Origin of the sequence: Capnocytophaga ochracea DSM 7271, assembly GCF_000023285.1 — a bacterium.
In the GTDB taxonomy this organism is placed as follows: Bacteria; Bacteroidota; Bacteroidia; order Flavobacteriales; family Flavobacteriaceae; genus Capnocytophaga; species Capnocytophaga ochracea.
The window spans coordinates 1,221,359-1,245,358 of record NC_013162.1; the positions used below are offsets into that span (position 1 = coordinate 1,221,359).

The window sequence follows — 24,000 nt, forward strand, 5'->3', positions numbered from 1 at the left end:
ATACTTGTGTCGTTCACTTTAATTGCTTGTACTGTTACGACTGCCTATGTGGCTCGCACTTAGTTAAAAATCTGCTCTAATATTTTAAAGGTGATGAGGTAGGTAGGCTTTACTCCTGTAGTGCCCAAGCCTCCTGAGGCAAGAGTGCTACCAGTCTCCAAAGGATTGTCGGAAGCGTAGTAAGCATAACGCACTTTCACATCTTCACGTATGCTCTTGCGTATTTTTGATGCCGACTGTATGGCTTTTTGGTAATGTACACCTTCCATCTCTAAGCCTACTGCATTCCACGTAGAGTGTAGGAAGAATTTTAATATATCTTTGTTTTGTAGTGAAGTTCCTAGCACAGTAATCATAGAGCCCTCAAACACTTTCAGTCCATTGCCTTCAAAGTCAGCTTTCGTAAATTCGTTGTGGAAAGGATAGTTATCTGCCGTACCTTCGAAGATGTGTGCAGTAGGAATCATTAGGTCTCCTTTCTCACCTTCCAAGATGCCTGCCTTACCCATAATTGAGATAGAAAGCACGTCTAAGAAATAGGTCTTGCCTCCTTTGTAATAAGGTTTTAGGAGTTCATCTATGGTCTCAAAGGCTTGTTCACCAAAAGCGTAGTCCATTACTAATATCACAGGTTTTTCACCCTTTTCAAGATGATGTACTTCGTATGGTGTATCTGTAAAGTCTATTTTGGCAGTGTCAAACAGTTGCACATCGATGTTCGTACCAGAAGTATCGTCTACCGAAATCATTCCGTGTTTATGAGCGTATTCCTTCACTTTTTTGCGTAAAGGTTCACTTTCAGGCAGACTTAGGAGCTCGAAGAGTTCTACACGTGAGCTTACTTCCACTTCTTTGGCAAGTGCTTTTTCAGCAAACAAGCTGTTCATCACGCTGTGCATATTGGCACTGATGATGTGTAACGGGCGTTCTAAGAGTCCATTTTTTAGTAATATATGCTTGATGTGTTCCGCCCATATCTCTCCGTGCAGGTGATGCCCGATACGCTCGCGCAATACAGTGCTAAAGGTGATAGTGCGCTTATCGTCGTTTACGCGTTCGTTCAGAGCGAGCTTGCCTAACCAGTAAATAATGTGGATAAAGCGGTCGGGTAGGGTAGGAGTAGCTAAGGCTTTGTAAGCCCCCAGCACCTCTTCAAAAGTGCGCCCTAAAAGGTTGCCTATGTGTATAAAGGTAGCCTCACGCTCGGCAAGGGTGAGTTTATTCTTTTGTATATTAGCTTCTAATTTTGCCCAATCGTGCGAAATTTTATTGTCGTCTAACAGAATGCGGTCAGCGATTTTGTGTGACTCTATAAATAGGAAAGTAAGGTGCGTAAGCACATCGTAAATATCCGAGCGACCACGAGTGATTTCAATATTCATCTGCTCAGGGTCTATACGGTAACAATTGCGGCGACGCTTCGGTGGGATAATAGGTTTGAAGTGCGATTGGCGGTATCCCTCATCAGCAATTAGGTTGATGTATTTACACTGCTCAATCCCTTCTGGCAGACGGTCAAGTACGTAAATAAGCCCGCTCAGTTCCGATTTACTCTCAGCAATACTGCCATAGATTTCTGGGCGCAATACCAGTAGCGATTCGCGTAGTGCCTCGCCCGAGATACCCATAGGTTTATAGAAACCCCTTGAAAAGAGGTGTCTCATCGTTACATACATACGCTCTATAGCGTTCGTGGATTCTTGTGCTCTACTTTTCATATAATTCTTCTACTTTCTCATAAACTAAATCCGGCTCCCAACCGCGGTACAGTAGGTAGTTTGTCAGTTTAGCTTTAGCTTTATAAGGGTTCTTTTCTTTAATGGTAGCTTGTTTTTTCTCAGCCACTATTTCAAAAGTATCTATGTATTCTTCTTCGTCAATTTCTTCTAAGCCAACTTCAATATTGTAATCCGAAAGCCCTCTGGTTTTTAGTTCCCGCTCTATGCGCACACGTCCCCATTTTTTGATGCGAAACTTACCACGGGCAAAGCTTTTAGCAAAGCGCTCTTCGTTTAGGAAGTCGTTCTGTATCAGGTGTACCACTATATCATCAATAGCCAAAGGTATCATACCCATCGCGCGCAGTTTCGCTATTACCTCGCGGTGGCAACGCTCTTGGTAAGCACAATAGGCTTCCAATCGCTCTTTTGCCTCTTGTACGGTATAGGTCTTTGCAGTAGCTTCCATTATATTTTGTAATTAGGCAAAGATACAAGAAAAGCTACCAATACGGTAGCTTTCTTTTAATAATAACTTCTTTACATTCTTTTACTAACTTAATTATGCGGGAATTAGAGCTGTGATTAGAATATAGTTGCTAAATCTTTTTTGTACTTAGCGAGTAAAGCTCTTGTTATACCATAGTTTGCTTTGGTTGAGTCTACTACTAAATAAATGAAATAACTACCATTTGCTGACACATCAATAATGTGATTTTGGTCAGAGAGAACAATAATAATCTCATCTATTTTTTCCTTAGAAGCCAATCCTAATGCTTGAAGCGCATTTTGTTTAGCTTTTATTACCTCTAAGTTATAACCTGCGGCTAAATTAGGATCCAAACTAGGGTCTACTGATTCTGCGCCGTAAGAAACTCCTGAACGTACTTCAGTTACTGAAACGGCGATAAATCCAGGAATGTTGTTTTTTACATCCTGAATGAATTTGTCTAAAACGTTTGTCATCTTTTTGAAATTTTTACTTTGTGGATTAATAAATTACTTAAAAAGTGAGGCATCGAGCGGATTTGAACCGCTGTAAAAGGTTTTGCAGACCTCTGCCTAGCCCCTCGGCCACGATGCCTTTTTAGTTCTTGTAGTATCAGTGCGCAAAGTTACTACCTTTTTTTTAATTAGCAAGTTTTTTCTGTTTTATTTTTACACTCACCGAGGCTACGTCGCCATTAATAGGGGGATTGATTTTTGCAATCTCAAGTGTTATCTTCTGAACCTCAGAAAGTTCTTTGAATATCCTGTCTATAATGCGACCCGCTACGTGCTCTAATAATTCCGACCGTATAGCCATCTCTTCTTTTACAATCCTGTTCAAGTGTACATAGTCTACCGTGTCAGCAAGCCGGTCGCTCTTAATAGCTTTTTCAAGAGGAACTTTCACCTTCACATCCACGCGGTAATCACTCCCTATAATACCCTCTTCAGCAAGGCATCCGTGATTGGCGTGAACGCGTATATTCTTTAAGATAATATGTTGCATTCTATATTGTTATACTACTATCGCTGTGCACATTTACAGTTACTTACTCCTTGGAATAGGTCAAGACCTAAGGTTACCACGTGAGTACCTGAGTTGTATCTGATAAGTTCGTTTAAGTGGATTTGGTAAGAGTATGCAAAGTACACCATTCCGCGTTTGAGCCCCGCCATAGGACCAATGTTTAGTGGTTTGAAGATTTGGTCATTTAACGAGCGATAATTCACCCCTACCCAATAATAATCGTCTAAATCCATCCAGCGGAATTTAAGGTTAAAATCAGTAGTAGAACGCCCGTCGCTTTCGTAGTACTGATAGAGTACTGAAGGCTCTATTTCAAAACGACTGTTCTTATCTTTTTTATAACGGTATCCTGCGTAAACAAGGTAGTTGCGCAAAGCCTTAGGCTCTTCTTTGTAGAAACGCTCAATATCCTTGTTTAAGATGTTCAAACCCGATAGGTTTACAAACCATCTTTTATAGCGGTAAAGCACCGCTACATCAAAGTTGTGATTCACAGTAAAGCGGTCGTTAGTAACTTGTGGGTCAGGAATATTGTCGAACTTGTCGATATCAATCCTAAAAGTGTTTAAGGCATACGAAATACCAAATGAAATAAAGTGGTTGTCATAACGGTCAAGTGTAAGGTGGTGCGCAAACGTAGCTTTACCCCCCATTTGCTTGGTGTTCCCGTTGCGGTCATTATAAAGCATAAGCCCCACGCCACTGCGTTCTCCTAAACGCATATCTCCCGCAAGCGATTGATAATCAGGAGCGCCCTTAACGCCTACCCATTGAGTACCTGCTGAAAGACGTATTCTCACAAAGTCCCCAATACCTGCATAGGTAGGGGCTATAAGAAATTCGCTATCTGCCAAATATTGGTTCATTTGTGGCAAGTTCAGCTCTTGCGAAAGAGCTTTCCCCCCCATAGTGCATAGTGCGAGCATTAACAATACTATTCTTTTCATTGTCGATAAAAATTTACTTAAACTATTTTCTTGCTATAAAATTACTAATTATCTCACAACACCTATATAGTACGTAGCTATGGTGTGCAAAATTTTCAGCAAATATACTCATTATTTTTTTACTGCACTATTTTTTTACAAAAAAAATGTGCATATTTAACACATTTATATTTTTATTAACATTTTTAAAGCTGTTTTTCAGCTTTTTATATTTTTATGTTTTGTGAATAATTAACATATAAAAATAGCCTATTTATACTTTTTTATGAAGATTATAATGCTAAAAACGGCTTTTAATACATTTTTTCATATGTGTAAAAAACACCGTATCTTAATGACTCCACCTAAACAATTTTAACGTTTCAAAATGATGATTTTTTTCTATAAACCACAAAAATTCTCCCCTACACAACTCTAAAATCACCCTTCCGTCATTATTCTCCCTACACTCGTCTCACAAGTCCGAACCATTCTGTCTGCCCGACCTTATTGTAGGTTGCTTTATAGGAGGTTCAACTTTGCCCTCCGCTGGCGCGAGCTTTTAGCTCGTGCGCTCACTGCTAATTTCCAAATTTCCTAATTTAACTGCCCGTGCGGCTCGCACCTCCCCATTTTCTCATTTCCAAATTTGCTAATTCTCTAATTATCCCTTCTCCTTTTTGGTCACTACATTCCTCTTTACTATCGCTACATTCCCCCTCTCCTTGGGAGAAGTCTCCGAATAGGAGAGTATGTGAACGGGGTGAGGATTCTCTTTTCTTTCGCCTCGAAACCCCGTTTTTAACATTTTCATACTCGTTGTATCATATTATGAATCAACTCTTTATATACCCTTTCTATACCAATCGTCCAAGATTCGTATAAGCTTCCTATAAGCTCTCTATAAGCTACCCCCACCCATCTTACACCCTTTTTTCACCAAAACTTCTCTCAGCTCTCTTCCGAAACCCTCCGTTTTCTTCCGAAAGCTCCTAATAGTACCAACACATCGCTTTTGCAGTATGCACTTTGCCAAAGTTAATAGCCGTCGTGCTACGACCGCCCGTGCGGCTCGCACCCTCATTTCCTAATGTTATTTGTATACAACCTAACACTTTTTTTCTTACCTTTGTAGCTTAATATAAAAACATTCTTACTTTCTAAGTATACTAACCAATGAAAAAGCAACTTTTCTTTATCACACTCTTACTCCTTACCGTCTTTGCTTGCGCACAAAAAAAGCCTCTTAAAGTGGCGTGCGTAGGCAATAGTATTACCTATGGCTATGGCATTGAAAACCGCGAACAAAACAGCTATCCTTCGGTGCTTCAACGTCAGTTAGGAAAAGGCTATGAGGTGGAAAACTTCGGTCATTCAGGAGCTACTTTGCTCAGCAAAGGGCATAAGCCTTACATTCAGCAAGAAGAATACAAAAAAGCACTCGCCTTTGCAGCAGATATAGTGGTCATTCACTTAGGTATTAACGATACCGATCCCCGCAACTGGCCTAACTACCGCGATGATTTCGTAAAAGATTATCTATCTCTCATCGCTTCGTTTAAAAAAGCGAATCCCAAAGCGCGTATCCTCATTGCTCGTATGACCCCTCTCGCACATCGCCACAAGCGATTCGAATCTGGCACCCGCGATTGGCACGCCGAAATACAACAAGCCATAGAGCGCATCGCCAAGCAAGCGGGCGTCCAACTTGTCGACTTCCACGAGCCTCTATATCACTTCCCTCAAATGCTCCCCGATGCGGTACACCCTAATGTTCAAGGGGCGACTATCTTGGCACAGGTAGTTTACAGTGCCATTACAGGCGATTACGGAGGTTTGCACCTCCCCGCTATCTATTCCGATAATATGGTATTGCAACACGGCATACCTCTCACCCTCGGCGGTATCGCCAATACGGGTACTAAAATCACTGTGAAGATAGGCAAACAGCAACTCACCACTACCGCCGATAGCAATGGCAAATGGCAAGTAACCTTATCGCCACTTACTGCCAAAGAAACCTATACGCTCCAAATCACAGCAGGTAAAGAAAAACGCACCTTTACCAATGTAGTAGCCGGCGAAGTATGGCTTTGCTCAGGGCAATCGAATATGGAGTTTTATATGAACCAAACTTCTACGGGCGAAAAGGATATTCCGCAAGCCGATAATCCTAATATCCGCCTGTTTGATATGAAAGAACGCTGGCGTACCGACCCCGTAGAATGGAATGCCTCAGTGTTAGATTCGCTCAACTATTTACAATATTACCGCCCTACTCAGTGGCAAGTGTGCTCTCCTAAAACAGTAAGTCATTTTTCTGCGGTAGCTTATTACTTCGGGCGTACTCTCCAAAAAGATTTGGATATGCCTGTGGGGCTCATTTGCAATGCTGTGGGGGGCTCACCTACCGAAGCGTGGATTGACCGCCGTACTTTGGAATACAACTTCCCAAGTATCCTTTATAATTGGCGTGAGAATGATTTTATAATGGATTGGGTGCGCTCTCGTGCTTCCGAGAACATCAAAAAGTCTACGGATAAACTCCAACGTCACCCCTATGAGCCTGCTTATTTATTCGAAGCGGGAATACTCCCTTTAAATCATTATGCTATCAAAGGGGTAATATGGTATCAAGGCGAATCGAATGCGCATAACAAGGACGCTCATAGCAAGTTGTTTCCTCTATTGGTGAAGAGTTGGCGCACTGAGTTTGGCAATCCACAAATGCCTTTCTACTACGTACAGCTATCCAGTATCAATCGTCCGTCGTGGGGTTGGTTTAGAGACAGTCAACGTCGATTGATGAAAGACATACCACACAGCGGAATGGCAGTATCTTACGACTATGGTCACCCCACCGATGTACACCCAAAGAACAAACAACCCATAGGCGAACGCTTAGCGCAATGGGCTTTGAATGATACTTATGGCAAGACAAATATAATTCCTTCAGGACCTTTGTTCCGTTCAGCGACTTTCAGTGGGAAAGAAGCCACAGTTTCTTTTCAGTATGCACAAGGCTTGCATACCGCCGATGGCAAGCCCTTACGCGGTTTTGAACTTTCTGACGGTAATGGTATTTTCTATCCTGCTACCGCCGAAATAGTAGGTGAAGAAGTGAAAGTAACCAGCAACCAAGTCGCTACCCCTAAAACCGTGCGCTACGCCTTTACCCCTGTTACCGATGCCAATTTAGTAAATCAAGCCAACCTCCCCGCCAGTACCTTTACAAGTGAAGAATAATGGTTAGTGGTTAACGATTAGTGATTAGTATAAAGCAATCGCTTTTGCATCGCGTTTCCTCCTCTCTGGGGCAGAATTGGTTTGCAAATTCTGCATCGCTACACTTTGCTAAAGTTTTGCCTGTGCGGCTCGCACCTACGACTAAATAAGGCTTCCTGATATCTCATCAGGAAGCCTTCATTACTGTATAATTTAACTAGTTGCGGTGAAGAAAAATATCACCTTATGAAAAAAACCTTCTTATTCTTGGTCTTAAAAATGATGTTCTTAAAAACTCCCACAGAGGCTAAAAACAGTTTTTGTGTATCATTGTGATGAAGTTCTATCGCCTATTTCTGTGGGAGACTGCCATTACTACTGATTATCTTTCACTACGTTTATTTCCACCCTACGGTTAATTTCCTTTCCGCGTTCAGTCTCATTGCTCTCAATAGGTCGTGTTTGTCCATAACCTTTTGCGTCGAGGCGTTTTTTGCTTACACCGTGGCGAGAAAGGTATTGCTTGATGGCATCAGCACGGTCTTGTGAGAGTTTGAGGTTGTGCTCAGGAGTCCCGGTGTTATCAGTATGACCTTCTACTACAAAGTTAAAATCAGGGTTCTCGTTCATAATGATAGCAATGTTATCCAAGATAAACTCAGCCTGTGGTTTCACCACCGATTTATCAGTGTCGAACAAGATAGTCTTAGCATAAAGGTTTATCTGTTTCACCACGCGCTTAGTACGTTCTTCACGTTCTTCGGGAGTTTCTACACGCGTGATAGCTCCTGTTTTGGTTACGCGTTTGCGCTCTTTCTTTACCTTAGGTTCTTTTACCTTGGTGCGTTCTACGTGGTCTACAATAGGATTCTCACGGGCAGTAAGAGGCAATTTAAGCACTATACCAGCACCCCATTGATAGTAGTCGTGACCGGTTCCACCTCCTACGTTGTAGGCAGTGTTCACATTGGCACCTACTACATCAGTAAACCAGAAGTTCACTCCTGCACCAGCGATAAACTTAAACTTGCTCTCGTTATCTACTGAGGCAACCCCTACACCCACTTGTGGATAAGGGTCAAGCCAAGGCAATCCGTTCCATAAGCGGTTTAGGTGATAACGACCACGTACATCAAAAGCCCAATAACTCTTCGCATTGGTGAGTTTCGTTTCCTCTACATCGGGGAAGTAATTTTGGTCTTTCTTAATACTTGCATAAGCAAAACCTGCTTCGGCAGTAATCCCTTTTTTGATATATCGAGCAGCATTCACGCGGAAGCCCACATTCATATCAGGATACCCGAACCAGTCTTTTATTACACTTCTTTCAGGTACTTTAAAGTCTACGGTGCTCACGCCCGCTCCTACGAGCCAAGGGCGGTAGTTATCTTGTGCTGATAACACACCTGTGCTAAGGGTTGCTAAGGTAGCAACCATAAGTATTTTTATTCTGTTCATTCTCGTTTTGTTTTAGAAATTAGTTTGTCGCTACACGCGCTTTTCTTACATTCCTTTTATTCCCCCTTTAAAAGCTTGTTCTATCCAAGGGAATTTAAGCTTCCAGTCATTTACATAGGCACTTGGTACATACAATGTTGTATTGTTACCCTCTTGTATTACCTGATTTTGCATTGTAATAGCTCCTGGTGTAGTCGAGGCTATACGCACTTCTCTTAACTCTTTAAGGAAAAGGTAATTGCCAAGAATTTTTACTTTAGTTCCTATTGTAATAGACTGTAAGGTTGTAGGGAAGGTATAGTAATACGGACCATTACCATTAATCCTCTCTATTTCAGGTAAATTGATACGTTTGATTTTCGTTCCGGCAAAAGCTCCATCATATATATATTTTACTTTATCCGCCACAACAGTTACCAAGTTTTGAGAATTATAAAAAGCAAATGAATTAATAGTTTCTACATTGTTAAGGTCTATCTTTGTAATGATAGGGTTGCGGTAAAGTTCGAATCCACTTATAGAAGCATTGGGACTATTATAACCATACGTAACCTCTTTTACTGTATAAGGTACTTTTGGTGGGTTTTGCAACATATCAAAACTCCGTTGGGTAACGTATACATTGCTAGAAAGTCCTTCTAAGGCAATACCATTATTGTTGGTTCTCCAAAATTTAGTTACGCGTTTAATAGTTACCACGCGGTCTTCCGCATCGGTCTTTTTCAATCTAAGGGTAATAGGAGTTGTCTCATCGTAATGGTTTTTAGCCGTTACTTTTAATAAATTACCTGTTTGCTTAACGGTTACCCTTTCGCCGGCACCATCTGGTTTTAAAGTAGAGGTATCGTAAGTAAAGCCTTCGGGAACCTCTATATCTACATAGTCCTTAGCGTCTTTGGTAGTTTTGTCACCGTCAATATTCTCAATAACAAAATTATTGCCGTCCCAACCTCTGTCACGTTCACCCACTATTACAGTAAGGGTAGCAGTAATGCCTACACCATCAGCAGTTTTATCGCTGATACGAATATCGTGACTGCCAGTACTGCCGTCTTCAGCTTCAATAACAAGTGAGGGAGAGGGGTCTGTACTCTTGCTTACACTCAAATAACCCATAGGAACTTCATAAGTGAAATTATCAGTCGCACCGTCAATAGTAACCGTGCGTTTTTCTTTTTCCTGCATATGGATAGTGTGTGTAGCACCATCGCGGAAGAAAAAGTTGGTCTCGGTGCTAGAACGTGGTTTTTCGCCCACACCGTCATCGGCTTCTGATTTGCATCCTACTAAAGTAAGTGCTGTAAAAGCTACTAATGCAAAGATGTTTTTTCTCATATTTCTTTTCGTTTTTTAGTAAAAATTGAACGTTGCAAAGTTAAGGGGGCTGTCAAGTATTTGCCAAACTTTTTAAGATTAATTTAACGCGTTTAACCTCAATGACGTACTAATGACGTAGTTTTTTAACAATTGTTAAGGGAAATTATTTATCCACGTAAAATAAGGGCTTGCAAAGGGTCTTACTCTACCAAAAATCACTTAAAAACTCTCTAAAATTGCATTTGTAACCTATTCTTCTCTAATTATTTACTAAATCTTGTAGTACTTTTGACGTAGTGCCCAAAACATACTAAAAAATTACTCTTTTATATAATTCCCATTTTTTCCTCACTTTTCAGCCCTTTTTCCTCTATTTTTCCTCATTTTCTTCCTATAATTTTCCCTCGTTATTCCTCATTGTTATTTCGCAAGGCGTAACCTTAATACTATTTTTAACGTCATTTTGGTATATACAACATTAATTTACAATCGTCCTTCTGTTACTGCTTCGTGAAAATCCAGCAATGCAGTTGCCAATCCGTGCGTATCACATTTGTCAATTATCAATTGTCAATTGTCAATTGAAAGACTGTCCGTGTAGTCAGTCCGAGACTTTTAGGTCGCTTGCTATTTATTTGTTTGATTTGTAAAGATTTGTAAGATTTCTGTAGCGTAAGCTACACTTTTCTTATATCGAACTCACGTTAGTTATTTTATATCTGATAACTCTACCTAGTAGAACGAGAGATATTAGAAGATAGTAGCTCTATAAGCTCGATTAATGTTCAATTATAATTTAATTAATCATCATCGTAGAGCCACTGTAGAGCCACTGTAGAGCCACTGTAGAGCCACTGTAGACCCACTGTAGAGCCACTGTAGTTTCGTTTGGAGTTTATTTAAAGTCCATCAGAATTGGTTTGCATATATTCCTCCTCTCTGAAGAAGTCCGCGAGAACGGAGTATGTAATAGGGGAGAGGTTTCTCCGAGTCTCTCCGAGTTCTTCGAAGTCCTCCAAATCTCCAAAATATCTGAACAATCTGAAATTCCAGCCACCCCTCAACTCCCTAATTTTCTAATTTTCTAATTTTCTTGAGAGCTTCGGCTACATCGTTATATGTTACGGTTTTATCTTTAAAATAAGAAGAAAGTACGCGCTTCTCCTCTTCAGTAGCCCCTAATTGGTTAAAAATGTTGTTCAAGTGCATTTTCATATGCCCCTTCTGGATTCCCAGACTAATCAGCGAGCTTACAGCCGAAAAGTTCTGTGCTAACCCCACACAAGCCACTATCTGCATTAGCTCGCGAGCGTTAGGTTTTTCAAGGATTTCAAGAGCCGTTTTTACCAAAGGGTGCAATGTAGTAAGTCCGCCCACGGTGCCCAAAGCCAAAGGCAGTTCAAGGGCAAAGAAGAAAGTATCGCCCTCTATCCACGCAGCCGATAAGCTCTTGTACTGTCCGCTACGAGCAGCATAAGCGTGTGCACCAGCTTCTATGGCACGAAAATCATTACCTGTAGCCAAAATTACCGAGTCAATACCGTTCATTATACCTTTGTTGTGAGTGGTAGCACGGTACACATCAGCATTGGCAATAGCGAGAGCTTGTACAAATTTCTTTGCAGCTTCAGCACCTTTTAACTGAGCAATCTCCAACTCCTCAATAGGGCATTGTACTTTTGCGCGCACCAAACAGTTAGGCACATAGTTCGAGAGTATCGACATTACGATTTCATACTTATCACCGATAGAGGCGTCCCGTTCCGCTTCTTCTCTAAACGTCTGTGCAAAGGATTCTAAGCACGAATTGATGAAGTTCGCACCCATAGCGTCTAAGGTTTCAAAAGTAGCCGAAAGCTGATAATAGTGCGCCAAAGCATCGGTTTTGTCCACTAAGGTAAGAGAAGTAATACCGCCCCCGCGTTTTTCCATATTGGCAGTAATGGGTTGTGCTTTAGCGAGCATCAAGGGTTGTATGTGGTTGAAGAAGTTTTCTAAATTAGTTTTTTCACCGTAGAAGAAGAAATGTACGTGCCCCGTTTTTTCGGTAGAAAGCACTTCGGTATGAAAACCGCCACGGCTTTGCCAGAATTTAGCCGCCCTGCTAGCAGCTGCCACCACCGAACTCTCTTCAATAGCCATAGGTACGGTATAAGTGCGCCCGTTGATGAGGAAGTTAGGCGCTACCGCAAAGGGCAGATAGTAGTTAGAGACTGTATTTTCAATAAACTCGTCGTGCAGTTTCTGAAGGTCAGTATCAGCGTTGTGGTACTTTTCAAAAAAAGAAGCAGCATTCTCTATATTAGGGAAATAAGTATCGCAAAGCCACGCAATCTTTTGGGCTTTGGTAAGTTTAGAAAAACCGTCTATCTGTTTCATCAGTTGTTAAGTATTAGAGTTCAGCTTTTAGTTTGGGAGGCAAAGGTAATAATAATTAATATATTCGCAAGTTTGTTCATTTACAAAATATTTTGTATCTTTGTACTTTAAATAACAAAAATCAGTATAGAATGAAAAGAACAAAACTATTTTTAGCTGTAATGTTATTCAGCAGTATAGCGATGTTACAGGCACAGGTAAAGCCAGGTTTAGAAGTGAAAATAGGAGGCAATATAGCAGGACTTTATTACGCCGATTCTTCTAATAGTGATAGAACTTTTACTCCAGGTTTTCATACGGGGGCGTTGTTCAGTTTGAACTTCCCTACTGGACTCGCTCTTGAAACAGGTTTAATGCTCAACACCAAAGGGCAAGCCTATGAGTATAAATATAAAGACGGCAAAGAAAAACAAATCAGTGAGTTGCATTACACTTATGGTTACTTAGAGATGCCTTTTTATGTAGGCTATAAACTTAAACTCAGGAATGTGAAACTCGTTTGGAAAGCAGGTCCTTATGTAGCAGCAGCTTTATGGGGCAATAGTCGTGAAGAATGGGCTTACTACAAGAAAGATAAGTTAAAGGACTATAAAGTAACCAATCGCCATTCCCTCAGCATAGGTAATCGTTCTTCTGATGATTTACGCCCTTTTGATGCAGGATTAAACTTAGCCACAGGCGTAGAAATCAAACGATTTACAGCAGGTATTCAGTACGGTATTGGTTTCAGCGATGTGCTCCCTAACCGTTCTGAGAGTACCTCAAACCAAGTGTTTAGCCTTTCAGTAGGATATAGAATATTTTAAATAGGAAAACAAAAAAATAAGAGGTCGTTTGTAATTACAAACGACCTCTTATTTTTTATTTAATTCTAAAACCTACTGCAAATACAAATACTCTGTTTTTTAAATATTCAGCTTCATTGCTGGGCAATATGTCCATTAGTCCAACACCATATTGTATACCTATTGTAAAACGCTCTACTTCTATACCTGTTCCTATGTTGAAGCCCACATCAAAAAGCTTTACATCATCTGTAGATTTACTTCCTATATGTCGCGTGTATTTCTTCTTTGACACGTGCGTAAACAAACTATCTTTGTAATGTTCCCACGTTTCACGAGTATTAGCTGCAAAATTAGTTGCTATATAAGGTCCTGCTTTCCACACAAAGCGCAACTTGCGAGCTCGCAATCTGTAAGCGATATTAAAAGGTATTTCTAAATAGTGATTGTTAAAAACTTGTTCACGCAAATAGGTTCCATCTTTTCGTTTAGATTCAGAAGGGTATTTTTTGAAATCATAGGCAAAATTCTTACCCGTATACATCAATCCTGTTTCAAGAGCTATTCCACTTGGGAAATCAGCGCTTATTAAAGTGCCTAATTGTACTCCTGCTACACTCCTCGTGTAGTAATTAGGAGCAGTGTTGTCATAAAGACCAGCACCTGTTACCCCAGCTTTGACTTCCATACCCAATGTTATTTGTGCTTGTGCAAAAGCTTGGAAAAATGTTGCAATTGCAAAAAGTAGTTTTATCTTAATCATAACTCATCAGTATTTAATTAAGGCTACAAAGATAGTGTATATTTTTCTAAAATAAAAGATTTAAGATGTAAAAATATTTGTAAAAAAACAAAAGCCTCAGCATTACGCTGAGGCTTTTGCAATTCCTAATCCTTAAAAATATGAAAAATTTCCTCTATGAAGAAGATCTCGTGGTACCTCCAGGAATCGAACCAGGGACACAAGGATTTTCAGTCCTTTGCTCTACCAACTGAGCTAAGGTACCTTCTTCCATTACGGGTGCAAAAGTAATACTATTTTCGAAACTTGCAAAATATTGAGCAAATATTTTGCAAGTTTTTTATTCTTTATTTTATAATTTACTAATATTCAGGTTTGTCTTTTGGATATTTTGCCATAAACGACTCTACTTTTTTCACCATATTTTCCGAACCACAGAAGAAAGGCACCCGCTGATGTAGCTTTGTAGGCTTGATGTCCATTATACGTCCATAACCATCTGAAGCTTTACCTCCTGCTTGCTCAGTAAGAAAAGCCATAGGATTGCACTCATAAAGCAGGCGTAATTTACCTCGTGGCGTACGTGTACCCTGCGGGTAAATATAAATCCCACCTTTAAGCATATTGCGGTGAAAATCGGAGACCAAAGAGCCTATATATCGAGAGGTATAAGGACGGTCGTCCTCTAATGCTTGGCAATATTTGATATAGTCTTTTACTCCTTGTGGAAAATGCACATAATTTCCCTCATTAATCGAATAAATATTACCATCTTTGGGATACCTCATATCAGGGTGAGAAAGGTAATAAGTACCGATAGAAGGGTCGAGTGTAAAACCGTTTACTCCGTGTCCTGTAGTGTAGACTAACATAGTAGAAAGCCCATATACCACATATCCTGCTGCCACTTGCTTCTTGCCTTCTTGCAAGAAATCTTCCAATTGCACAGGTGTACCTATGGGAGTTATACGTTTGTAGATAGAGAAGATTGTACCCACCGTTACATTTACGTCGGCGTTGCTCGAACCGTCCAGTGGGTCGATGAGCACCACATATTTGCTATTAGGACTGTTTTCAGAAGCCGTAATCGGTATAAAGAATTCGTTTTCTTCGGAAGCTATGCCACATACTACATCGCGCTGTGTAAGCGCACGGATAAAGAGATCATTAGCAAAGACGTCTAATTTCTTCTGTACTTCACCTTGGATATTCTCCTTGCCCATATCGCCTAAAATATCCTCAACAAGTCCCGCTTTATTTACTTCACGGTTTACTAACTTAGAGGCTAATTTGATAGCACTCAGCAAACGTGAGAGCTCACCTGTTGAATGCTGGAAGTCCTTCTGATTTTGAATGATGAACTCCCCTAAGGTAAGATGTGTTTTCATTTTGTTGATATTTAATGTATGATTATTGGCTAATCTAAGGGGCACTTTTCCTAATTTGCTAATTGACAAATTTACTAATCTGCCAATTTATTTAGGTAGAGTTGTATTACATTTTCTAAACCTAAATAGAGTGCTTCACAAATAAGTGCGTGCCCTATGGATACTTCCGATAAATTAGGAATATTATCTTTGAAGTACTTCACATTGTCGAGACTCAAATCGTGTCCTGCATTGAGTCCTAATCCTACTTTTTGTGCTTCTAAGGCTGCTTTTATATAAGGGGCTATTTGGGTTTTATCACCGCGAGCGTACTCACGCGCATACCTCTCAGTATAAAGCTCCACACGGTCAGCTCCTGTGGTAGCGGAAGCCGTTACCATTGCTTCCACTGGGTCTACAAAAAGAGAGGTGCGAATGCCGTTACGCTTAAACTCAGTTACTACTTCAGTTAAAAAACTTTTGTGTTTAACGGTATCCCAACCTGCATTAGAGGTAATAGCATCTTCGGCATCAGGAACAAGAGTTACTTGGGTAGGTTTTACTTGTAACACTAAATCGATGAACTTAGGGATAGGGTTGCCCTCAATATTGTACTCGGTGGTTACTACTTTTAGCAAATCGAAGGCATCTTGGTAGCGGATATGACGTTCATCGGGGCGAGGGTGAATAGTGATACCCTCGGCACCAAACTGTTGTACATCTTTGGCTACTTGTAACAAATCGGGGATATTGCCTCCACGTGCATTGCGCAAGGTGGCAATCTTATTAATGTTTACACTTAGTTTTGTCATTGTTTTTTTTGTATTATAAACTGTCTTGAGGTTGAGGTTGAGTCTCTTCCTCTTCTACTTCTTTACGAAGAATAGAATCTTTTTTGGTAGGAGTTGTCCTGTAAGCCTTAGGGTTGTATTTGGGGTCAGAGATGTTAAAGCTGGTAGTATCTTTGTCTTGTTGAGGTTTGATATTGCCTACAAGCACCTTTTTCAGTGAAGCGAGATACTCATCATTACTTTGTATTTTACCTTCTAAGGAATCTACCCTAAAGAGCAAGTTTAAAGTCTCGCGTTTGTTTTCTACGGCAGTATACCCTAAGATATACTGACGCAAAGGAGAATAGATAATCAGCACGGTGGTGAGCGTAATGAGCACAAAGGCAAACAAGGAACCAAACACAAAGATATTAAGACGACTCAAGCGGAAGGAGGTTTTCTCCTCATAAGTACTGTCGTCCATTACTACCAAGCGGTATTTACTGAGCCACTTGCGTTTCCAATATTCTTTTCTTGATTCTTTATTCGTTGCCATTATACTGATTAGTTATTCCACACTGATTACCTTTTCTATTTGAGGTACAAACTCTTTGATAGTCATTTCCACTCCGCTTTTAAGTGTGAGTTGGTTTACTGAACAGTTAGTGCAAGTACCTTCTAATCGCACTTTTACGATTTTGCCATCTTCGATATCCACTAAAGAAATATCTCCCCCATCGTTTTGCAAATAGGGACGTATCTTATCTAAAGCTTTTATTACTTCTTGTTTAAGTTCTTCTGGGTTCATTGATATTAGGTGTTAAGAGTTAAAAGATAAAAGGTAAAAGGGTAAGTATAACTCTTTTGGTTTCTTGTTACTTGCTACTGCATCCTGCCATATTGGTAATCTTGATAGCCTCAGAGGGTGGGAGGTTTTCGTTGCGAGCGACTACATTCTTCACCACTTCTTGTGCTAAGGAGTGGAAGGCTTTTGCTTGTGGACTGTCTTCTTGCAACGCTATGGGTTGCCCTGTATCGCCTGCCTCACGAACGGCTTGTACTAAGGGTATTTCGCCTAAGAAAGGCACTTTTAGTTCTCCTGCCAAGTGTTTAGCTCCTTCTTTACCAAAGATATAATACTTGTTGTTTGGCAATTCCTCAGGGGTAAAGTAAGCCATATTTTCTACGATACCCAACACAGGTACATTGATATTTTCTTGTCCGAACATTGCTACCGCACGACGAGCATCGGCAAGGGCGACAGGCTGTGGAGTGCTCACTACTACTGCCCCTGTGATAGGTAAGGCTTGCATAATGCTCAGGTGAATGTCGCCTGTACCTGGGGGAAGGTCGATGAGGAGAAAATCTAATTCGCCCCAATAAGCCTCGAAAATGAGCTGGTTAAGGGCTTTGGCTGCCATAGGACCTCTCCATATCACTGCTTGATTGGCATTGGTAAAGAACCCAATTGAGAGTATTTTTACCCCGTAGTTTTCGATGGGCTGAATAAACGATTTATCCTCAATGGTTACTGAACGCGGACGCTCGGTGGCTACATCGAACATCATAGGGATAGAGGGACCATATACATCGGCATCGAGCACACCTACTTTGAAGCCCATTTTGGCAAGTGCTGCCGCTAAGTTGGCTGTAACAGTACTCTTTCCTACGCCTCCTTTGCCTGAGGCAACGGCTATGATATTCTGAATACCTGGAATAGGTTTCCCTTTGATTTCAGTAACTTCGGGGGCGATTACTTTTACATTTACCACTACTTTGGCTTTCTCGTTTACTTCGCCGTGAATGGCTTTCATCACCTCTACTTCGGTGCGTTTTTTGGCTTGCAGACTGGGGTTGTTTATCACTACATCTACTACCACTTCATCACCGAAAACTACTATATTTTGTACAGCACCGCTATCTACCATATTTTTTCCTTCACCAGGAGTGGTAATCTTGCGGAGCGCTTCTAATACGTCTTTTTTTTGAATAATCATCTTTTTAAGTTATGAAAGCGAATCAAGGGTTGGATAGACTTACTGATTATAAACATCCCCCTGCCCCCTTCAAAGGGGGAAACGCGACGTAAAAGCAACAACGTGCTGTTAATCAATAATTATTATTTTTCAACTCTTGATTTATATTATGAGTTAAGAGTTAATAGTTAAAAGTTTTGCAAAGGTAGAACTTTAAAATGAGAAAAGCAAATTTAAAGAATTGTTTGTAGGGCGAAGAAGCGAAATTAAAGATAAGAGGAAGTATAGCTTGCGTTATAGAAATTAAACAAAAATCAGAATAAAATCAACACTGTGCCTTGTGAAATGATTATAAGGCTTCAACTTTGCCAAAGGTGCGAACCGCACACGCAAAAACTTTGGCTAAGTGTATGATAAGTAAAAAGGGGAAGACCTAAAATAGTAGTCTTCCCCTTTCTTAGAATGAGAGTATTAATTTTTTATTTTTTAGTTTTTTTCTCTAAGAGGGATATATATTTGCCATAACCTTCTTTTTCCATATCGGCTTTGGGGATAAAGCGCAATGAGGCACTGTTGATACAATAGCGCAAGCCTCCTTTATCCTTAGGTCCATCGTTAAAAACGTGACCGAGATGTGCGTTGCCTAACTTACTGCGCACTTCGGTACGAGTCATATTATGAGATTTATCGGTTTTTTCTTCTATGAGTTTTTTATCAATAGGTTTAGAGAAACTTGGCCAGCCACAGCCTGATTCGAACTTATCGGTAGAGATAAAGAGGGGTTCGCCGGTGGTAATATCCACATAAATACCTTCGCGGAACTCGTTGTAATAGGCATTGGCAAATGGGCGCTCGGTAGCGCTTTCTTGGGTAACGGCGTATTGCTCGGGGGTGAGTTGCTTACGAAGGTCGGCTTGGGAAGGCTTTTTAAAGCCTTTCTGTTTGACTGGATTGGCTTTGCGGGCTATTTCAAACAAGGCTGGTGAAATATGGCAGTAACCTTGCGGATTCTTATCTAAATACGCCTGATGATATTCTTCGGCTTTATAAAAATTCTTTAAAGGGAGCACTTCTACTACTATGGGTTTACTGTATTGTGTGGCAAGTGTGGCAATAGCTTTGTCGATAAGCGGTTTTTCGGTTTCGTTTACGTAATAGATACCTGTGCGGTATTGGGTGCCACGGTCGTTGCCTTGTTTGTTGAGAGAAGTGGGGTCGATGATTTTGAAATAGAGGTCGAGCAGTTGGTTGAGGTTGATGAGTTGAGGGTTGTAGGTTACTTTTACGGTTTCGGCAAAACCTGTATTGCCTGTACTTACTTGTTCGTAACTGGGGGCTTTGGAGAGTTTGCCATTAGCATAGCCTACTTCGGTGGCGAGAACTCCGCGAATTTGTTTAAAGAAGTGTTCGGTGCCCCAGAAGCAACCTCCTGCAAAATAGATATCAGTAGATTTTGATTTGTTTGTTTTTTTCATTTCTGCTTGTTGATGAGTTGAATTTTCGTCGTTAGTGTTAAGTGGGGTTGTTCTTTGGCTATTGCCGTTAGCACACCCTGTTGTGAAAGCTATTGCCATAAGGCAAAAAAAATAGGTTTTCATTCTTAATGATTTTTTTAATTGATGAGTTCTTGTTGATGATTTATTTTACCGCAATGGAGCTTCAAAAATAATGCCAGATTAATTAGTAAATTAGAAAATTAGAAAATGAGAGAATGAGGAAATGAGGTGCGAACCAACGGTTAATTATTCAAATCAAGGTTTCATCTCGTGGTGACTTTTTGGAATATTAACTTTGCCAAAGTTAATACCCCTAAAAATGATACCTCTGAGTTATCGAAAGGAAGCGGAAAAGTTCGGAAGTAGGTCGGGAGGGATTTTGATGAAAAAAGGGTGTAAGGAGGGTGGGGTTAGCTTATAGAGAGCTTATAGGAAGCTTATACGAATCTTGGACGATTGGTATAGGAAGGGTATGTAAAAAGTTGATTCATAATATGATACAACAAGTATAAAAATGGTAAAAACGGGGTTTCGGGGCGAAAGAAAAAGAATCCTCACCCCGTCCCTCTCCCAAGGAGAGGGGGTGTAATGACGAGTGATGAATGAGGAATGACGAACGGAATGTAATGAAAATCTCTTGCTGGCAACCTTCAAAGGGGGAGTGTAGGAACAGGAAAGACAAAGGAGAGGTGGTGGAAAGGTGTTTTTTACTGGAATTTTACAAAAAAGTCGTATAGGTTATCGGTTTCGGAAAGGTTGAGTTTTTTGCGGATACGGTAACGGGCAGTTTCAACTCCACGAATGGATACGCCTTGCATAGTGGCGATTTCTTTGGTTGTGTAATTAAGCCTTATCAGTACGCAAATACGCAAATCGGTGGTGGTGAGTGAAGGGAAACGCTCTTTGAGATTCTTGAAGAAGTTCTTGTGAATCATATCGAAGTTTTCTTGGAATACTGCCCATTGGTCTTCTTCTGAGATATTCTCGCGGATATGTTGCAAAATGAGATGACTTTTGGCTTTACTTACTTTCTGGTTGTCCATTAGTTGTTCCAGCTCTACTATGAGGTTGGTAAGGAACTCGTCGCGCCTGATGTTTAGCATAGTGGCTTCGGCAAGAGCCTTACTCTTGTACTCTAACTGGTTGGCAAGCATTTGGTTTTGGAGTTTAGTTACTTCTTGTTCGCGTGACTCGAGCAGGCGTTGGCGACGTATTCTTTCACGCAAGAAGGAACGCTCTTTTTTCTTCATTTTATAACGGAAGTAGATAGCTGTTGCTACAATACTTACCCCGATGAAGCTGACGAAATACAATATATAAGCCCAAAGGCTTTTATACCAAGGGGTAGTGATTTGAAACGGGAGGGAATAGAGGGAGAGCTCTTTGTTTAGTTCGTTGAGCACTTTTACCTTGAGCCTGTATTTACCAGGGGGGAGATTTTGATAGCTGATGCTAAAATCGGGGTCGGCTTGCGTCCACCGCTTGTCATATCCTTCTAAGACGTACCATAGTTGGTAGTGTTCTTTACTAAAATTGGGATACTGAAATTGGAACACCAAATTGTTTTTGGCGTAAGGGAAAGAAGGGTTGGCGGTAATTTCTTCCAAAAGATATTGGTCGGTATCGCGTTCGTAGGAGCGGAGGCTTTTTAGGCTGAGATTATAGGGGTAGGTGGTTTGAGGGGCATTATCAGTATAACGGGCGATACTACCGTCTAAACAAAAGAAAGAAGCACCATCGGAGGACACGAATACTGAGGCGCGGTCTTCGGTGGTGGGGTGTTGGAGCTCATCGAAGGCAATCTTTTCGGTTATTTTGTATTGACCATCGGCAAAGGAAACTAAAAAGTAATCGGTGGCAGTGATAAACCAGAACCGATTATCGTTTACGGGTACTATATTGCGAGTTTTGGTGAGCTGAGGGAGTTGTTCATTGAGGATAGTATAAGGTACAATTTCTTCTTTATCTTCGTTATAGTAGTAGAATTGAGAGCCGTCGGCAAAGACTACTTTTCCGCGTATTTTGAGGAGGCGGAGGGCTTCTTTGGTTTTAGGTTTACTGAACACTACTTTGTGTTTCACCTTTTTTAGGTCTTCGGTAAGTGAAAGTTTGCAGACGCCTTTATAGATGTGATTTGTCCAGATGTTGCCCATAGGGTCTATTTCGATACGATAAGTAAGGTCGAAGAAGCCATCGACGATATGTGAGGGCTCCCACCTGCCAGCTTTGTCTCTCTTGTAAATAGTAAGTACAGAATACGAAGAGCCGACGAGCACCTCCTGACCGTGAATCGTTCCCTTCTTTAAATCCATACCTCCGACGCCTACATTGCTGAGGGGACGTAATTGGTCACCTACGAGTTCGGAGACTCCTTTGTTATGTCCTACAAATAACTGGTGGTCGAACTGCTTTACGAACCACACTTGGCTTGAGAAGTTGGGCAGTTTGTTGAGTTTTCCGTTAGTAAGGGAAAAGACTCCTTTATTAGAGGCTAAGTAATAAGAGTTGCTTTGCTCAGCCATATCGCTGATAAGTTCTACATCGCCATTTAAATTTAAGAAGCGGAGTTTGCTAGGGATTTCAATCATAGCAATACCGTTGTCTAAGGCTACCCAGAGGTTGTGCTGGATATCTTCATAAAGCCCGAGTACGGTGTTATTGTTCAGTCCGTTTTTCTTGTGGATATGCCACAGGAGTTTACCTGTGCTGACATTGATAGCATACAGACCTTCGGAAAGGCTTCCTAAGATGAGGTTACCTTCATCGGTAATGAGCGCACGGTTCAGCCTAATGGAGGGTAATAGAGCGTCGATATCGGTAGTGAACTTGCGCAACTGGTCGGTTTGAGGGTTGAAAAAGAACAAGCCGTTCTTGTCGGTTACCAGAAGGAGTTCTTTTTGATAGGGGATAGTAGCGATTACCAATCCTCCTAAGCTGTTAGTAGAGAGTTTTTGGTGGAGGCGATGTTGAGGGTCGATGGTATAAAAGTCGGCATTTACGCCTTGCATATAGAGGGTATTGCCGTCGGAGAACATTGCAAAAGGGGCAGGTTTAGGACTGAAAGCGCGTACTTGCTTGCCGTCGAACACAAAATAGGAGGAGAAAGTTTGGAAGTAAATCTTATCTTGATGCTTGAATATGCGCCAGACTTCATCGTTGTGAAAGCGGTAATCTTTGAGTTGGTCTTTTAGAGAAGTGTAGACCAATTGGTTTTGAGCATTGCGCTGGAAGTAGCCAAACTCTTCGAAAGAGCCTACATAGACGCGCAGTTTAGGATCGTTATTATCGGCAAGAACAGAACGGGCTATTTTTTTCTGGGGCAGGTAGTGGAGTTGCCATACCTGTCCGTCGAAAGTAAGTAGCCCTTGGTTATTAGCCACGTAGAGGACGCCCGTTTTACATTGGCTTATTTGCCAATTTTGCAAGCCTGCCTTGTATTGAGTTTGAGAGTAGTTATAGATAGGTGGGACAAAGGGCAAGTCCTGATTTTGAGCTGTTGTGGTGGGGAAATGCCCCAAAAGAATGATAAGTAAGATGATGAAGTGCTTCATATCTATCGCACAATAGTGAGCGACAAAGGTACGAAAAAAAATTAAATAATGTGCATTAGGGGTGAGAAAGTAGGTAAAAGATAAAAGATAAAAGGGAAAAGTAGTGATAGCTATTAGGGTGAAAGACAAGGTTTGTCAGGAGGTAGAGCGAAGGTAAGATAAAGGTAGGGTGAACGATGAGTGGGTCTACAGTGGCTCTACAGTGGCTCTACAGTGGGTCTACAATAATGATTAATCAAATTATAATTGAAGATTAATTGAGTTTATAGCGATACTATCTGCTAATATCATTGGCAACTGGTTAGATTTGTCGGACATAAAATAACTAACGTAAGTTCGATGTAAGAAAAGTGTAGCTTACGCTACAGAAATCTTACAATTCTTTACAAATCAAACAAATAGGCAACAAGTTGCCTTTAGACACATATTCTGCTATGCCAGCTCGCAAACTACACACAGATTATAATACAAATACAATTGTAAATCAGTATTGTATATATTGAATAGATATTATAGTCAAACAAAAATAGATTACGACTCAATAGGCTTGTTTTTAGAGGGCGTTTTGCAAATCGCCCCCTACAATATACTGAAAAAGCGACTGATTATCAGTGTGTCAATTTTACTAAGGGTCATAGCACGACGAGGAGAGAGCTACACGAGCAGGTGGAAAATTAGAGAATTAGAAAATGAGGGTGTGTAGTTAATCGGAGTTCTCAGAAAATCTCGGAGAGGCTCAGGACATCACTGATGACTAAAAACTAAGTACTAAAT

18 protein-coding genes and 2 tRNA genes are annotated in these 24,000 nt (G+C 40.8%); 2 read left to right on the forward strand and 18 right to left on the reverse strand.

Annotated features, from left to right (window positions below; all coding sequences use genetic code 11):
* Positions 1 to 59: 59 nt before the first annotated feature.
* The 6 genes from COCH_RS05175 to COCH_RS05200 all read right to left on the reverse strand — a co-directional run bounded on the left by COCH_RS05175 (position 60) and on the right by COCH_RS05200 (position 4,181).
* Complete coding sequence (locus tag COCH_RS05175) at positions 60 to 1,718, reverse strand: DUF6909 family protein (RefSeq protein WP_015782240.1); 1,659 nt, start codon at positions 1,716 to 1,718, stop codon at positions 60 to 62.
* Positions 1,708 to 2,187, reverse strand: coding sequence for a regulatory protein RecX (locus tag COCH_RS05180; protein WP_009417044.1), 480 nt, complete (start codon positions 2,185 to 2,187; stop codon positions 1,708 to 1,710). The genes COCH_RS05175 and COCH_RS05180 overlap by 11 nt, the downstream gene beginning before the upstream one ends.
* 116 nt (positions 2,188 to 2,303) lie before the next feature.
* Positions 2,304 to 2,684, reverse strand: coding sequence for a hypothetical protein (locus COCH_RS05185; protein WP_009417031.1), 381 nt, complete (start codon positions 2,682 to 2,684; stop codon positions 2,304 to 2,306).
* A gap of 47 nt (positions 2,685 to 2,731) precedes the next feature.
* Positions 2,732 to 2,802, reverse strand: a tRNA-Cys gene (locus COCH_RS05190).
* Between the two features lie 45 nt (positions 2,803 to 2,847).
* Positions 2,848 to 3,213 carry a dihydroneopterin aldolase gene (gene folB, locus COCH_RS05195; protein WP_009421515.1) on the reverse strand — a complete coding sequence of 122 codons (366 nt, stop codon included), beginning with the start codon at positions 3,211 to 3,213 and terminating at the stop codon, positions 2,848 to 2,850.
* A 17-nt stretch (positions 3,214 to 3,230) separates the two neighbouring features.
* A complete protein-coding gene (locus COCH_RS05200) occupies positions 3,231 to 4,181 on the reverse strand; it encodes a PorP/SprF family type IX secretion system membrane protein (RefSeq protein WP_015782241.1) in 951 nt (316 codons plus the stop codon).
* A 1,155-nt stretch (positions 4,182 to 5,336) separates the two neighbouring features.
* Here COCH_RS05200 and COCH_RS05205 point away from each other — a divergent pair.
* Positions 5,337 to 7,406, forward strand: a complete 2,070-nt coding sequence (locus COCH_RS05205) for a GDSL-type esterase/lipase family protein (protein WP_015782242.1) — start codon at positions 5,337 to 5,339, stop codon at positions 7,404 to 7,406.
* Between the two features lie 354 nt (positions 7,407 to 7,760).
* Here COCH_RS05205 and COCH_RS05210 read toward each other — a convergent pair whose 3' ends face one another.
* The 3 genes from COCH_RS05210 to COCH_RS05220 form a co-directional block, all read right to left on the reverse strand.
* Entirely contained in the window at positions 7,761 to 8,843 is a 1,083-nt protein-coding gene (locus tag COCH_RS05210; RefSeq protein WP_015782243.1) for an OmpA family protein, read from the reverse strand.
* A 45-nt stretch (positions 8,844 to 8,888) separates the two neighbouring features.
* Positions 8,889 to 10,178 (reverse strand): leucine-rich repeat domain-containing protein, encoded by a 1,290-nt coding sequence (locus COCH_RS05215; RefSeq protein ID WP_015782244.1) that lies wholly within the window; start codon positions 10,176 to 10,178, stop codon positions 8,889 to 8,891.
* A gap of 1,050 nt (positions 10,179 to 11,228) precedes the next feature.
* A complete protein-coding gene (locus COCH_RS05220) occupies positions 11,229 to 12,539 on the reverse strand; it encodes a hydroxymethylglutaryl-CoA reductase, degradative (RefSeq protein ID WP_015782245.1) in 1,311 nt (436 codons plus the stop codon).
* A gap of 131 nt (positions 12,540 to 12,670) precedes the next feature.
* Here COCH_RS05220 and COCH_RS05225 point away from each other — a divergent pair, with 131 nt between their 5' ends.
* Entirely contained in the window at positions 12,671 to 13,345 is a 675-nt protein-coding gene (locus COCH_RS05225; RefSeq protein WP_015782246.1) for a porin family protein, read from the forward strand.
* Positions 13,346 to 13,400: 55 nt separating this feature from the next.
* On the opposite strand, the gene COCH_RS05230 is transcribed toward COCH_RS05225, so the two are convergent.
* The 9 genes from COCH_RS05230 to COCH_RS05270 all read right to left on the reverse strand — a co-directional run bounded on the left by COCH_RS05230 (position 13,401) and on the right by COCH_RS05270 (position 23,226).
* On the reverse strand, positions 13,401 to 14,087 hold the full coding sequence (locus tag COCH_RS05230) for an outer membrane beta-barrel protein (RefSeq protein ID WP_015782247.1): 687 nt from the start codon (positions 14,085 to 14,087) through the stop codon (positions 13,401 to 13,403).
* A 171-nt stretch (positions 14,088 to 14,258) separates the two neighbouring features.
* Positions 14,259 to 14,331 (reverse strand) — tRNA-Phe (locus COCH_RS05235).
* A gap of 97 nt (positions 14,332 to 14,428) precedes the next feature.
* Positions 14,429 to 15,454 (reverse strand): class 1 fructose-bisphosphatase, encoded by a 1,026-nt coding sequence (gene fbp / locus COCH_RS05240; RefSeq protein ID WP_015782248.1) that lies wholly within the window; start codon positions 15,452 to 15,454, stop codon positions 14,429 to 14,431.
* A 74-nt stretch (positions 15,455 to 15,528) separates the two neighbouring features.
* Complete coding sequence (locus COCH_RS05245) at positions 15,529 to 16,245, reverse strand: pyridoxine 5'-phosphate synthase (protein ID WP_015782249.1); 717 nt, start codon at positions 16,243 to 16,245, stop codon at positions 15,529 to 15,531.
* 13 nt (positions 16,246 to 16,258) lie between these two features.
* Positions 16,259 to 16,759, reverse strand: coding sequence for a hypothetical protein (locus COCH_RS05250; protein WP_009417051.1), 501 nt, complete (start codon positions 16,757 to 16,759; stop codon positions 16,259 to 16,261).
* A gap of 12 nt (positions 16,760 to 16,771) precedes the next feature.
* Positions 16,772 to 17,011 (reverse strand): NifU family protein, encoded by a 240-nt coding sequence (locus tag COCH_RS05255; protein ID WP_009421579.1) that lies wholly within the window; start codon positions 17,009 to 17,011, stop codon positions 16,772 to 16,774.
* A 67-nt stretch (positions 17,012 to 17,078) separates the two neighbouring features.
* Positions 17,079 to 18,200, reverse strand: a complete 1,122-nt coding sequence (locus tag COCH_RS05260; RefSeq protein WP_015782250.1) for an Mrp/NBP35 family ATP-binding protein — start codon at positions 18,198 to 18,200, stop codon at positions 17,079 to 17,081.
* A 458-nt stretch (positions 18,201 to 18,658) separates the two neighbouring features.
* Positions 18,659 to 19,777: a peptide-methionine (R)-S-oxide reductase MsrB gene (gene msrB / locus COCH_RS05265; protein WP_041546716.1), complete on the reverse strand. Its 1,119-nt coding sequence runs from the start codon at positions 19,775 to 19,777 to the stop codon at positions 18,659 to 18,661.
* Between the two features lie 605 nt (positions 19,778 to 20,382).
* Entirely contained in the window at positions 20,383 to 23,226 is a 2,844-nt protein-coding gene (locus tag COCH_RS05270; RefSeq protein ID WP_015782252.1) for a triple tyrosine motif-containing protein, read from the reverse strand.
* Positions 23,227 to 24,000 lie beyond the last annotated feature (774 nt).

Excerpts from the sequence above, each read along its gene's own strand:
- COCH_RS05230 (WP_015782247.1), bottom strand. The coding sequence starts at position 14,087 with ATGATTAAGATAAAACTACTTTTTGCAATTGCAACATTTTTCCAAGCT.
- COCH_RS05210 (WP_015782243.1), bottom strand. The coding sequence starts at position 8,843 with ATGAACAGAATAAAAATACTTATGGTTGCTACCTTAGCAACCCTTAGC.
- fbp (WP_015782248.1), bottom strand. The coding sequence starts at position 15,454 with ATGAAAACACATCTTACCTTAGGGGAGTTCATCATTCAAAATCAGAAG.
- COCH_RS05245 (WP_015782249.1), bottom strand. The coding sequence starts at position 16,245 with ATGACAAAACTAAGTGTAAACATTAATAAGATTGCCACCTTGCGCAAT.
- COCH_RS05215 (WP_015782244.1), bottom strand. The coding sequence starts at position 10,178 with ATGAGAAAAAACATCTTTGCATTAGTAGCTTTTACAGCACTTACTTTA.
- msrB (WP_041546716.1), bottom strand. The coding sequence starts at position 19,777 with ATGAAAACCTATTTTTTTTGCCTTATGGCAATAGCTTTCACAACAGGG.
- COCH_RS05205 (WP_015782242.1), top strand. The coding sequence starts at position 5,337 with ATGAAAAAGCAACTTTTCTTTATCACACTCTTACTCCTTACCGTCTTT.
- COCH_RS05185 (WP_009417031.1), bottom strand. The coding sequence starts at position 2,684 with ATGACAAACGTTTTAGACAAATTCATTCAGGATGTAAAAAACAACATT.
- COCH_RS05225 (WP_015782246.1), top strand. The coding sequence starts at position 12,671 with ATGAAAAGAACAAAACTATTTTTAGCTGTAATGTTATTCAGCAGTATA.
- COCH_RS05260 (WP_015782250.1), bottom strand. The coding sequence starts at position 18,200 with ATGATTATTCAAAAAAAAGACGTATTAGAAGCGCTCCGCAAGATTACC.
- COCH_RS05180 (WP_009417044.1), bottom strand. The coding sequence starts at position 2,187 with ATGGAAGCTACTGCAAAGACCTATACCGTACAAGAGGCAAAAGAGCGA.
- COCH_RS05270 (WP_015782252.1), bottom strand. The coding sequence starts at position 23,226 with ATGAAGCACTTCATCATCTTACTTATCATTCTTTTGGGGCATTTCCCC.
- COCH_RS05255 (WP_009421579.1), bottom strand. The coding sequence starts at position 17,011 with ATGAACCCAGAAGAACTTAAACAAGAAGTAATAAAAGCTTTAGATAAG.
- COCH_RS05175 (WP_015782240.1), bottom strand. The coding sequence starts at position 1,718 with ATGAAAAGTAGAGCACAAGAATCCACGAACGCTATAGAGCGTATGTAT.
- COCH_RS05220 (WP_015782245.1), bottom strand. The coding sequence starts at position 12,539 with ATGAAACAGATAGACGGTTTTTCTAAACTTACCAAAGCCCAAAAGATT.
- COCH_RS05200 (WP_015782241.1), bottom strand. The coding sequence starts at position 4,181 with ATGAAAAGAATAGTATTGTTAATGCTCGCACTATGCACTATGGGGGGG.
- folB (WP_009421515.1), bottom strand. The coding sequence starts at position 3,213 with ATGCAACATATTATCTTAAAGAATATACGCGTTCACGCCAATCACGGA.
- COCH_RS05250 (WP_009417051.1), bottom strand. The coding sequence starts at position 16,759 with ATGGCAACGAATAAAGAATCAAGAAAAGAATATTGGAAACGCAAGTGG.